12 protein-coding genes and 1 pseudogene are annotated in these 10,946 nt (G+C 43.5%); 5 read left to right on the plus strand and 8 right to left on the minus strand.

From position 1 onward, the window contains the following. Nucleotides 1-133: 133 nt before the first annotated feature. Nucleotides 134-823: a lecithin retinol acyltransferase family protein gene (locus EWV68_RS02845; protein ID WP_287168748.1), complete on the minus strand. Its 690-nt coding sequence runs from the start codon at nt 821-823 to the stop codon at nt 134-136. 301 nt (nt 824-1,124) lie between these two features. On the opposite strand from EWV68_RS02845, the gene EWV68_RS02850 reads away from it, so the two are divergent. Both EWV68_RS02850 and EWV68_RS02855 read left to right on the plus strand, forming a co-directional pair. Continuing rightward, a complete protein-coding gene (locus EWV68_RS02850; RefSeq protein WP_002771307.1) occupies nt 1,125-1,358 on the plus strand; it encodes a hypothetical protein in 234 nt (77 codons plus the stop codon). A gap of 22 nt (nt 1,359-1,380) precedes the next feature. Continuing rightward, nucleotides 1,381-1,875: a phosphoribosyltransferase gene (locus tag EWV68_RS02855; RefSeq protein WP_287168749.1), complete on the plus strand. Its 495-nt coding sequence runs from the start codon at nt 1,381-1,383 to the stop codon at nt 1,873-1,875. A gap of 82 nt (nt 1,876-1,957) precedes the next feature. Here the strand turns inward: EWV68_RS02855 and cydB are convergent, their stop codons facing one another. Next, nucleotides 1,958-2,971: a cytochrome d ubiquinol oxidase subunit II gene (gene cydB, locus EWV68_RS02860; protein ID WP_002753098.1), complete on the minus strand. Its 1,014-nt coding sequence runs from the start codon at nt 2,969-2,971 to the stop codon at nt 1,958-1,960. Nucleotides 2,972-2,979: 8 nt separating this feature from the next. Continuing rightward, nucleotides 2,980-4,407: a cytochrome ubiquinol oxidase subunit I gene (locus EWV68_RS02865; RefSeq protein WP_287168750.1), complete on the minus strand. Its 1,428-nt coding sequence runs from the start codon at nt 4,405-4,407 to the stop codon at nt 2,980-2,982. A gap of 232 nt (nt 4,408-4,639) precedes the next feature. On the opposite strand from EWV68_RS02865, the gene mnmG reads away from it, so the two are divergent. Next, nucleotides 4,640-6,547, plus strand: coding sequence for a tRNA uridine-5-carboxymethylaminomethyl(34) synthesis enzyme MnmG (gene mnmG, locus EWV68_RS02870; protein WP_287168752.1), 1,908 nt, complete (start codon nt 4,640-4,642; stop codon nt 6,545-6,547). Between the two features lie 186 nt (nt 6,548-6,733). Here mnmG and EWV68_RS02875 read toward each other — a convergent pair whose 3' ends face one another. The 3 genes and pseudogenes from EWV68_RS02875 to EWV68_RS21775 all read right to left on the minus strand — a co-directional run. Then, the gene (locus EWV68_RS02875; RefSeq protein WP_287168753.1) at nt 6,734-8,287 is read right to left on the minus strand and encodes a CHAT domain-containing protein; all 1,554 of its coding nucleotides are present in this window, start codon (nt 8,285-8,287) and stop codon (nt 6,734-6,736) included. A 4-nt stretch (nt 8,288-8,291) separates the two neighbouring features. Then, nucleotides 8,292-8,516: an AbrB/MazE/SpoVT family DNA-binding domain-containing protein gene (locus tag EWV68_RS02880; protein WP_080600713.1), complete on the minus strand. Its 225-nt coding sequence runs from the start codon at nt 8,514-8,516 to the stop codon at nt 8,292-8,294. Nucleotides 8,517-8,582: 66 nt separating this feature from the next. After that, nucleotides 8,583-8,654, minus strand: a pseudogene (locus EWV68_RS21775) (DUF2283 domain-containing protein); the annotation flags it as partial. Nucleotides 8,655-8,667: 13 nt separating this feature from the next. Between EWV68_RS21775 and EWV68_RS21780 the strand changes: the two are divergent. Then, on the plus strand, nt 8,668-8,973 hold the full coding sequence (locus tag EWV68_RS21780) for a hypothetical protein (protein WP_353737397.1): 306 nt from the start codon (nt 8,668-8,670) through the stop codon (nt 8,971-8,973). 25 nt (nt 8,974-8,998) lie between these two features. On the opposite strand, the gene EWV68_RS02885 is transcribed toward EWV68_RS21780, so the two are convergent. Both EWV68_RS02885 and EWV68_RS02890 read right to left on the minus strand, forming a co-directional pair. Then, on the minus strand, nt 8,999-9,532 hold the full coding sequence (locus EWV68_RS02885) for a hypothetical protein (RefSeq protein ID WP_287168755.1): 534 nt from the start codon (nt 9,530-9,532) through the stop codon (nt 8,999-9,001). Nucleotides 9,533-9,639: 107 nt separating this feature from the next. Further along, nucleotides 9,640-10,032, minus strand: coding sequence for a hypothetical protein (locus EWV68_RS02890; RefSeq protein ID WP_149987802.1), 393 nt, complete (start codon nt 10,030-10,032; stop codon nt 9,640-9,642). Nucleotides 10,033-10,124: 92 nt separating this feature from the next. Here EWV68_RS02890 and EWV68_RS02895 point away from each other — a divergent pair, with 92 nt between their 5' ends. Continuing rightward, a complete protein-coding gene (locus EWV68_RS02895) occupies nt 10,125-10,862 on the plus strand; it encodes a hypothetical protein (protein WP_287168756.1) in 738 nt (245 codons plus the stop codon). Nucleotides 10,863-10,946: the final 84 nt, after the last annotated feature.

Raw genomic sequence — 10,946 nt, forward strand, 5'->3', positions numbered from 1 at the left:
ACCTTTGGGCTCGATCCAATAAACGCTTGGGGAGAGAATACCTCTACTTTTTCAGAAGCAATTCTGTCTAAGCAAGTAATCTCTGTGAACCAAGAATCCCCGTCTCTTTAGAGCGGGGATTGTCAAATCCAGACTAACCGTTAGCAATCACCAGACTTTTAAGAACATTTTCGGTCATGGCCGCTAGTTGATCCAATTGTTCCTGATGGCGTTTTGCCTGTTTTTTGGCTTCTACCTTGCGTTTCAGGGCTTCCCGGGCTAAATCATCGCGATTTCTGCTTAAAGCTTCGATCGCTACTCGATTCCATGTTTCTGCTTCTTGAATGGCTTTTTTGTACTGGGGGTGAATTTCATCCCAACTGAGCTTAAGACTGCTTAAAGCCCCTTTTAACAGGGTTTGGGCATTGTTGGGGTCGGCTCCGATAAGGGATTTTTTCAGAGGTTCGTAGAGTCCCACCGCTTGTAAATGGGTAATAATCGGGATAAATTCTTCTATCTGTTGACTTTTGCTAATGCCGGTCTTACACCAAGTGGCAAAATGTTCGCAGTTGTTAAAAAGAAGATTATATTTCTGCTCCCCCAGACGACTTAGCGCCCTTTCTACCACCACATCGGGGATAAAGGAAAATCCCACCTCTACATGGCGCACCACATAGATTTTACCGCCCCTAGCAAAGGTTTCTAGGGAAGTTCGTTCCACAATCTCGCTCGGTTTTCGGTAATGAATGACGCTACCATCACCGCAATCGATGCCATGATGGGCATAAACACCCTGAAGATTGAGCAATTCCCGATAGGCGTATATTTGATCCCCTTTAGCCATATTTTTTTAGTGATAGAGTAAACAAGGAGATTATCTATTGAGTCAGTTTTTCTGGGTATTAATTTTCGTTTTCATGAAAATATTCCCGATCGCGATTTGTCAAAACCTATGGTAGCATTTATCTTAATAGTGAGGTACAAAGTTTTCCTTTGGGGGAGTCGGTCGTCAATACCAAATTAGGTTACACTTCATCTTTATGGGAAACGCTGTAAAAATTATCGAAGCAGAAATTGAGAACTATAGCCTAAACACCAGCGATTCAAGCCCCTTTTTGACTGTTAACCCCCTTAACCCAGAGATTATGGATGCTTTTAGTCCCTTTCCCCCTGACTGGACAGAGAATGCTGTTCACGCCTACAATTTTTGTTGTCCTTACTGTGGGGCAAAAGCTAAAGAAGCTCAGGCCGTTTGGATCAATCGCCGCGCACCCGTTTTAGGAGAAGATTCTCGACGTAAATGGCAGGAATTCTATCATTGTCAATGCGATCGAGTTTGGTGGGCCTGGAGTAGTGATCGACCTGCGGAAAATAAGTAATTATCAATCGAGAATCGAAAATATGGCCGATGTCTATGTTTCTTGGGATGAATACCATCGTCTGATCGAAAAATTAGCAGTAAAAATCGATCGTTCTGGTTGGCAATTTGCTCAGATTGTCTGTTTAGCTAAGGGAGGATTGCGCGTCGGTGACATTCTCTGTCGTCTTTTTCGTCAACCCCTAGCCATTCTCTACGCTGCTTCCTACGGGGGGGAAAATCATCAAATTCGGGGAGAATTAACTATTTCCTCGAATTTAGCCATGATCGAACCCAAATTAAAGAGTCCCTTGTTATTAGTGGATGATTTAGTCGATTCGGGAATCACTCTCCAAAAAACCTCGATTTTGTTACGGGAAAAATACGGGATTACCAATATCAAAACTGCGGTGATCTGGTACAAAGCGGCATCAAGAATCAAACCTGACTATTATGTGGAATATTACCCCGATAATCCTTGGATTCATCAACCCTTCGAGCGTTACGAGTTAATTACACCCAAAGACCTCCTAGAATAAATTCAGTTTAGCATCAGAGGTAGAGAGTTTCCCTTTAAAAATCCCACCAAAGAAGATTCATGTCTGAAATCGGCAACCTCATCTATTCTCCGTAGGATTCAGCAGTAATTTTGCCCCGAAAAACGATGTAATTATAAACTGTATAGGCTAGTAAAATTGGGATTAAAAAACCCACAAAAGTCAGCATAAACACCAAAGAACTAGGGGCGGCCGCCGCTTGATAAATTGTCACTGACGGGGGAATAATATCGGGGAAAATCAATAATCCCAAACCGATAAAAGAGAGCATAAACAGCAATACTGTCCAGACCATGGGGGTGTTTTCTTCCTTTAGTTGCAAACTCCGCAGTAATAAACCCAGTAAGACCACAGCTAAAATCGGGATGAGGATAAAGATGTAAATTAGTCGAGGGTCAAATAAACGCTGACGGATATGGTCAGAAAGCAGCGGCGTACTGATGGTGATAAAGACAGCACCGATAAAAGTGGTAATAGCGGCAATTTTTGCCGTTTTATAGTGAACTTCCTGTAAATTACCCGTAGTTTTCAAAATTAGGTAAGTGGAACCCACTAAAACATAAGCTTGGATTAAAGTTAGAGACACTAGAATCGATCGCCATGTTAACCAATCAAAGGGACCGCCGGCAAAATGACCCAATTCATCCACTTTAATGCCCTCAAAAACCGCACCGAGGGCGAATCCTTGCCCCAAAGCGGCCAAAAAACTGCCGAGTCCGAAGGCATAATTCCAGAACAACTTGCGACGAGAATGTTCACGAAACTCGAAGGAAACAGCCCGAAATAACAGCCCCACTACCATAATCACTGCTGGCAGGTATAAAGCGTTTAAAATTGTCCCGTAAGCTAGGGGAAACGCCCCAAACAGGGAACCACCCATCAAAACAATCCAAGTTTCGTTAGCATCCCAAACATTGCCCAAACTGGTCATTAAAATACTGCGACGCTTCTCGGAGGAGGAAGTCAGGGAAAGAATTCCCACCCCCAAGTCAAAACCATCGAGGAGGACGTATAGAAACAGGAATAAACCCAGAATAAAAAACCAAATTTGCGGCAAAAAATACTGTAAAGGTTCCATAGTTCCTCCTATTGTTGCGCTTCTAGGGAACGAGGATTTAGTTCTGGTGAGGTCACTTTTTCCTCTTGAGTCCCCGGCAGTGGTAAGTTAAGATTTGGTCCCTGACGGATAATAAGACTACCGAAATAGAGAGCAGAAACCAAGAAAACGACATAAATCGCCGTAATTCCGATTAAAGAGGTTAAAATCTCGCCTGCGGGCAGTTTAGAAGCAGCATCCACTGTCCGGATTTGATTGTAAACCGTCCAGGGTTGACGACCGACACAACGGACAATCCAACCGGTTTCAACCGCAAGATAACCCAGAGGGGCCGCAAAAACCCAAGCGCGCAGTAACCATTTTTGACTGTCGATTTTTTCGTTACTCAGTTGACCGCACAGCCATTGCCCGACAGTTACAGTCATTAAAGAAGCAAGAAAAAGACCGATAGCGACCATAATCCGGAAGGAATAATAGATTAGCCCCACCATGTGCGGTCTGTCTTCGTATTTCCACGTTTTTAAGCCGAGAACAGGTTCCGATAACTTGGGTTTTAACTCCAAAAGATAACCCAAAGCATTAGGAATTTTCACTTCCCAGCTATTTGTCTCCGCTTTATCCTTGGGTAAAGCAACCAAACTCCAACCGGCAGTTTCTCCCGCAGGAATAGTTTCCCATTGCGCTTCCATGGCGGCTAATTTAGCCGGTTGATAGTGATACACTTGTTCGGCACTAAGATGACCGACAAAAATTTGCAAGGGAGCGATAACAATCGCTAGAGTAAGAACAATTTTGAGAGAACGACTAAAAAAGCTAATGTGACGTTTATTGAGCAAATACCAAGCACTAATCCCACCAATGACGAAAAGAGAAGTTTCCAGAGTAGCGAAAAACATATGCAGGAAACTATTAACCATGAAGGGATTGAGAATCGCTTGTAGGTAATCCTGAACGATAAATTTACCATCCACGAAAATGCCGCCGGCGGGGGTTTGCAGCCAAGAATTAGCGGTTAAAATCCAGAAAGTGGAAAGATTAGCCCCGAAAGCGACGAGAATTGTCGCTAGGAAGTGAATTAACGGGGGAACTCGTCCCCAACCAAACAACATAATTCCCAGAAAACTAGCCTCTAGCATAAAGGCCATGGTTCCCTCGAAACCGAGGATAGTTCCGAAAAAGTCCCCCACCGCTTCCGAAAAAGGCGCCCAATTCATGCCAAACTGGAAGGCCATGGGTAAACCAGAAGCAACTCCAATGCCGAAATTGAGAATGTAGAGTTTTGCCCAGAAGCGAGCGTGATGATAGTAGTCAGGATTGCGGGTTTTTAGCCATAATCCTTCGACAATGACTAGATAAATGCCCATACCAGTGGTTAACACCGGCCAAAGCATATGGAAAATAGCGGTGACGGCAAATTGTATCCGCGACAAAGCGACGGGATTGGCAAGTAAATCCATGATTACAATCTTTAAACGATCGTGAAGATATGATAAGCACCTATAATATTTAGCCAGTAATGCCCTGAAAAGGCAAGGGTAAATAGGGATTATACAGATTGTTTTTAGATTTATGCGATCGCTTTGGTGTTAGTCAATGACTTAGTTAGTATTCTTGTATTATATTGGGGGGAAAACTCAGAAAAATTGCTAGAATATTAGCCTGATTAATTAATTTTCCCCTCGATCGAGTATGACTTTCTCCTCAGCCGCAGACTTTCAAGATGAATTTGATGTCATCGTCGTCGGGGCGGGCCATTCCGGCTGTGAAGCGGCCCTAGCTTGCGCCCGTCTCGGTTGTCGTACCCTTCTCCTCACCCTTAATCTCGATAAAATCGCTTGGCAACCCTGTAACCCCGCCGTCGGTGGTCCGGCTAAATCCCAATTAACCCACGAAGTGGACGCTTTGGGCGGCGAAATTGGCAAAATGGCCGACCGCACCTATCTGCAAAAACGGGTTCTTAATGCCTCTCGCGGACCGGCAGTCTGGGCCCTACGGGCCCAAACCGATAAACGGGAATACGCGGCGGTGATGAAAGGTATCGTCGAAACCCAAGCCAATCTGGTTATTCGGGAAGGCATGGCCACAGACCTGATTTTAGGGGCAAATGAGCAAGTTTTAGGGGTAGAAACCTATTTCGGCACTTGTTTCGCCGCTAAAGCCGTCATTTTAACCACTGGCACTTTTTTAGGCGGCAAAATCTGGATCGGCGGCAAGTCTATGGCAGCTGGACGCGCAGGCGAATTTGCGGCGGTGGGTTTAACAGAAACCCTAAATCGTCTCGGATTCGAGACCGATCGCCTAAAAACTGGCACTCCTGCCCGTGTCGATAAGCGTTCGGTGGATTACTCCCGTATGGAACCGCAACCGCCCGATGACGAGGTACGTTGGTTTAGTTTTGATCCGGAGGTGTGGATCGAACGGGAACAAATGAACTGTCATCTCACCCGCACCACGGCGGCAACTCATCAATTAATCAGAGATAATTTACATTTATCCCCCATTTATGGCGGTTTTATTGACTCCAAAGGGCCGCGTTATTGTCCTAGTATTGAGGATAAAATCGTCCGTTTTGCCGATAAAGAAAGTCATCAAATTTTTATTGAACCGGAAGGGCGCGATATTCCCGAACTTTATATCCAAGGCTTTTCAACGGGACTGCCGGAAAATGTTCAATTAGCAATGCTGCGGACTTTACCCGGTTTAGAAAACTGTGTAATGTTGCGTGCTGCCTATGCAGTGGAATACGATTATTTACCGGCAACTCAGTGTTATCCAACCCTGATGACGAAGAAGATTGAGGGGTTATTTTGTGCGGGACAAATTAACGGGACAACTGGTTATGAAGAAGCGGCAGCCCAGGGACTGGTGGCGGGGATTAATGCGGCGCGGTTTGCTTTAGGAAAAGAGTTAATTGTTTTTTCCCGGGAGGAAAGTTATCTAGGAACTTTGGTCGATGATTTGTGTACAAAAGATTTGCGCGAACCCTATCGAATGTTAACCAGTCGTTCCGAATATCGCTTAGTATTGCGATCGGATAATGCCGATCAAAGATTAACACCTTTAGGGCGAGAAATTGGTTTAATTGATAACCGGCGTTGGCAATTATTCCAGAGCAAACAAGCTAATATTATCGCTGAAAAAGAACGCCTACACGAAACGAGAATTAAAGAACGGGATGAGGTGGCAATTGCCATCGTTAAGGATACGGAACAAAAAATCAAAGGTTCTCTCTCTTTAGCGGATTTACTGCGTCGTCCTAGCTTGCATTATCTCGATCTTGATCGTTATGGTTTAGGTAATCCCGATATAAATTTAGCCGAAAGAGAAGGGGTAGAAATTGAGATTAAATATTCCGGTTATTTGAAGCGACAACAAAATCAAATTGACCAAATTAGTCGCCACAGTAACCGTCATTTATCCCCCGATATTGACTACATGAAAATCGAAACTTTGTCAATGGAATCGCGGGAAAAATTAACAAAAATTAAACCCGCTACCATCGGCCAAGCCTCGCGAATTGGCGGAGTCAATCCCGCCGATATTAACGCTTTATTAGTGTATTTAGAAATGCGGCAGATGTCAGCAGTTAAAAGTTAGGAAATAATTCTGATTATCAGCGATCGAGAGTTATCATCGGCTGCTTAATTAAGTAGCTGGTTATAATTAAATTAAAAATGGATTTTAGGTTCGATCCCCCCTTAGTTTCCCCTTGATAAGGGGGGTGCCGATACCCCCTTAGTTTCCCCTTGATAAGGGGGGTGTCTGATAATTTTTAACGGCTGCCTAATTGGCATCCCCAATCAAAATAAATAGCGACCAAAAATAAGGATGGGGATACTTTTCGATCAGGCTTAATTTTGCCTCTCTCATCGATGCGCTTTTGCTCATTCCTTTCTGGAGATTTTGATAGAATTCAGCCATCATAATCGAATTAATTGCCTCATAGGATTTGTCTTCAAATTTTTTGCCATCAGGCGCGTTCCAAAGACTGGCAATTACTGATTTAGCACCGGCTCTTTCTAAGACGTAAGCAAGTCCTGAAATTTCCTGGCCGTCTGCGTTGGCTTCCTTGGCGGTTTGACAGGCACTCAGGGTAATTAATTCGGTATTTTTTAAGCCTAATAATGCGGCATCGGCGATGTTATATTGCTCTTTATTGGCGAAAAGAATAGTATTAGCTTGCATATCCAAATTAGGACAGCCAGCACGCTTAAAACAGCCATGAGTTCCGAGGTGGAGAATCGAGAAGCGAAAGGCTTGTTTTTTGAATATATCTAGAGTTGCGTTTGTACCGAGATATTTTTCACTTCCCGGAAAGATTTTGCTGATAGTTTCTGCTTCTATTTCTGTGCCTTTAAGATCAACTTTTTCTTTTTTCTCCGTGTCAAATAGAAAAGGTTTGGGATTAGCTAGAGCTAAGGCTTTGAGAGTGGAGCGATCTGTTTTCGTTTTTTGAGTAGCAAGAGAAGAGGTCGAGATACGAGTTAAATAATAAATCGGATATTTTTTTAGGAGAACTTGTTTATTTTTCTTATCGTAGAGGGTTTCAAAGGGAATATAGCGCAGTTGTTCGGTGGCGATGATGGCGATATTTTTCGGGGAACTGGTGGCGATTTGGGACTCAATGGGACGGATTAAAACCTCGTACAATTTACTGCTGGTAACGCGCCAGTCGGCATTTTTATCATCGGCTAACTGGCTACGGTATTCGCTGACGAGTTTATTCAATTCATCGCGTTTTGTATCACTTTGAATAACGATTAATTTTTCTCTAGTAACGAGAAATAGAGCGACTTTATCGCGGAGGGGAACGGGTTGAATGACGAGGGTATCAGGAGCGATATTTTTCTGGAGTTGGGCGATGTCGGTGGGTTTAGTTTCAAAAAGTTCAGCAATTTCAGGATATTTATCTCCGATAGTTTCCGCATTTTTATACACTTTCTCCTCCAATTGTCGGATCTGTTGTGCCAGTTCTTCCGATAATTCTTCCTCTGAAAGCTTACCAACAGCAAGATCGATCCATATCTGGTATTTTTCTTGACTAGAAGCTTGAAGATCGTAGCCATTGAGCCTGAGAAAAGTCCTCGTCACTACATAGGCCGTTCTCTTATTCCCATCTACAAAAGGGTGATTCTTGACAATCCCATAAGCGTAGGCTGCTGCCAAAGAAGCCATGTCAGGAGGCGACTCAGAATAAGCCAGAAGATTTTGCGGTCGGGAAAGTGCGCTTTCTAGCAACCCCTCATCTCGAATACCCTCTAATCCACCATGCTCGGCTATTTGGCGGTGATGAATCGCGAGAGCTACCCCATCAGCTATCCAGATTAGCTGGTTCATGAGCCTAAGTTGCCAGCTTTCTCAAAACATTCCAGTCTTCGCGCATCACTTCCTCCGCCACTTCCATTTGCTGGACAAATTCGGGGTCGTAGGGTGTAAGCTCAAAGCCATTCGGCGTTTCCAAGAGGTAGAGCATATCGCCTTTACTAAGGCGCAGCTTCTCCACCAACTCTTTCGGGAAAATCACCCCCATAGAGTTCCCTACCGTTGTGACTTTTAACTTAATCATCGTTTTTTGACTGAGTAAATATGTCAATTATAGCACCTCCCATATTTCCTGAATTTCTCACATCACTTAACAATTTAGTATTAACTTTCCGAACCATTGTCTAATCTCTTGTTTTTCACTCTCTTCCAACGGAAAATCATCCCTATCAACTATCCTCCCTATCCTAAAAACCTTTCCTTGGGACAGTAGCGAAGCAATTATCACCCTAAAAAAAGAGCATCTGATCGATATTCTCGATCGCTATCTTAATAACGCTCTATCTGCCACCGACCTAGAAAACTGGGCCGATGCCATCGAATGCAGAGAAGATATCGCATATAAAACAGATGAGGAAAATCTCATCAATGACATCATTTTTTACCTCGCTAACCCGACCTTAAACGATCCAATATCACCAAAAATGATCGAACAATACATCAGCAAACTTTCCCATTTAAAGTCTTCCTTAATTGCCTAAAAAATAGACCTCTCTTTTGTAAATTTTAATGGGGGTTTACTTGAATCTCAATTTTGTCCGAGGGGTTGAATTTAATTTCCTCAACAACGTAGGAACTGTTACGCACCACATCCTCGATTCCTCTTATTTTTGGAGAATCTAGCGAGGTTAAAGTTACTTCCGCTTTTCCTTCATTAACATCAATAATTTTGAAGTTCTGTAGGGGTTCCGTCCAGCGTTCTCTATTCTGGTTTGGATTGCTTGATCCCCCTTCCCCACGAATAACAAGCGTTCCGCTTTTGATAATAATCTTCCCTTGAAACTCTATCTGTTTGATCTCTTTCATTGCCACTTCTTTTGTTTTTGAATCTCTCCCTAAAGCGATCGTTTTTGCTTGGGAATCGAACTTGATTAATCTCCCAGATAGAGAAGTGCCATTTTTTAAAGATACATTTGTATCATCTGGTATGAATACGGGGATTACGGGAGATCGATCGCCAGTGGCTGGTAGATGATAGCCAGCAAGAGAGGCGATAAAAACTAGGCTAGTTGCGGTTATTATTGGGTAGAGTTTTTTCATCTTTACCTTGCCTGAATGATCGGGATTTAGTTGGTTCTGTTTTCGATCTTGGATGCGGTGGGTTAGCGCTACTCCTAACCCAACCTGCGGTTTTTGTCAATATATTTTTACTTTCCGAAACCTTTGTTCGGGCGGTTTTGTTTGGCAATACGGAGGGCTTTTCCGGTTTTGCCATCCTGTAGTGCAATCCGCATCGATCGCTTTTTCTGGTAGGATTGAATATCCGCCGCTAACGGATGATCGTTATCGATGCGTAGATGGGTTAAAGAACATATAAGACCCGTTTGTTTTCCCAATTCATTTTTTAGGGAACAAATAATTCCCCCCTCGTCTCCAGTGTAGAAAATTTTATCGATCGAAAACTGGTGATCGGGTTTGTATCGCTCGCCTTTTGTTTCAGCTATTTTTAACGTTTCGGGAGTTGCACGCACAGGGATTGGTAAACTCGCTTCCATTTTCTCGATTAAAAAACGAACTTGTCGGGGATCGTCGATCGACATGGGTTATTCTCCTTGATAAAATACGAAGAACTGGCGATAGAACCCGATCGAGTAGAATAGCGATCGAAAACGCCAATCAGGGACATTTTGCCGTGAGCGCTCCGAATTCTCCCCCTCCCGGAACACAGATACTAGGAACCTTCGCCAGTCTTCTCGGTTTGCTGGGGATTTTTCTCTATTTTACGGGATGGATCTATCGGTGGGCCTATTTCGGCTGGTTTCGCCTTGAGATTAACCGTCTGGACTTGCCCTTGCGTTCCTTCCTTTTCGTGCCGATACAGGTCTTCTGCGGCGATTTCGGGGCGTTGCTGCGAACGTTTCTGGCACTGGTTGCCGTTGCCTTCGCGATTCAATTTACTCTCTGGATTTTGTCTCCCCTGCCATCCTATTCAATTGTCAGTCAATTTAAACGGAAATTTCATCAAAAATTTCACCCACTAGGTTTATTAGTCCGGGGAATTCCCGAATCTCTCCGAAAAGATTTGATCGCTGTTATTTGGCTATTAATTATTCTTTTTTGGTTAGCTCGAATTCAGGGATCGATCGATGCCCGTCGCGATGCAGTTAATAATACTTCTACCTTACCAGTTATCACTTTAGTTTTACCAGAAAAACAGATAGCGATCGGTCGGAATCCTGATGATGTTTTTACTGATCCTTCTCTCAAAGGTTATCGAATTATCGGTGAGACTAAATTACTCGAAGAGCTGCGGGGAAAAGAAACGAATGATAGTAAAGTCAATCCCCCGCGAGTTTGGCGGTTATTAATCCAAAATAACAATTGGACTTATGTTTTTCGGCTCTTCGGGAATTGTTATGCAAATAATTAACTTAAAATAAAATTCGATGAGAGCGCCTACGCTCAAAAGTAGCTGAAATCCATACAGGGAAGGACTTAAAGCACAAACAGGTTA

It is taken from the genome of Microcystis sp. M_QC_C_20170808_M9Col, from assembly GCF_007095495.1.
In the GTDB taxonomy this organism is placed as follows: Bacteria; Cyanobacteriota; Cyanobacteriia; order Cyanobacteriales; family Microcystaceae; genus Microcystis; species Microcystis aeruginosa.

Excerpts from the sequence above, each read along its gene's own strand:
- cydB (WP_002753098.1), bottom strand. The coding sequence starts at position 2,971 with ATGGAACCTTTACAGTATTTTTTGCCGCAAATTTGGTTTTTTATTCTG.
- EWV68_RS02865 (WP_287168750.1), bottom strand. The coding sequence starts at position 4,407 with ATGGATTTACTTGCCAATCCCGTCGCTTTGTCGCGGATACAATTTGCC.
- EWV68_RS02885 (WP_287168755.1), bottom strand. The coding sequence starts at position 9,532 with ATGAAAAAACTCTACCCAATAATAACCGCAACTAGCCTAGTTTTTATC.
- EWV68_RS02880 (WP_080600713.1), bottom strand. The coding sequence starts at position 8,516 with ATGATTAAGTTAAAAGTCACAACGGTAGGGAACTCTATGGGGGTGATT.
- EWV68_RS02875 (WP_287168753.1), bottom strand. The coding sequence starts at position 8,287 with ATGAACCAGCTAATCTGGATAGCTGATGGGGTAGCTCTCGCGATTCAT.
- mnmG (WP_287168752.1), top strand. The coding sequence starts at position 4,640 with ATGACTTTCTCCTCAGCCGCAGACTTTCAAGATGAATTTGATGTCATC.
- EWV68_RS02845 (WP_287168748.1), bottom strand. The coding sequence starts at position 823 with ATGGCTAAAGGGGATCAAATATACGCCTATCGGGAATTGCTCAATCTT.
- EWV68_RS02890 (WP_149987802.1), bottom strand. The coding sequence starts at position 10,032 with ATGTCGATCGACGATCCCCGACAAGTTCGTTTTTTAATCGAGAAAATG.
- EWV68_RS02855 (WP_287168749.1), top strand. The coding sequence starts at position 1,381 with ATGGCCGATGTCTATGTTTCTTGGGATGAATACCATCGTCTGATCGAA.
- EWV68_RS02850 (WP_002771307.1), top strand. The coding sequence starts at position 1,125 with ATGGATGCTTTTAGTCCCTTTCCCCCTGACTGGACAGAGAATGCTGTT.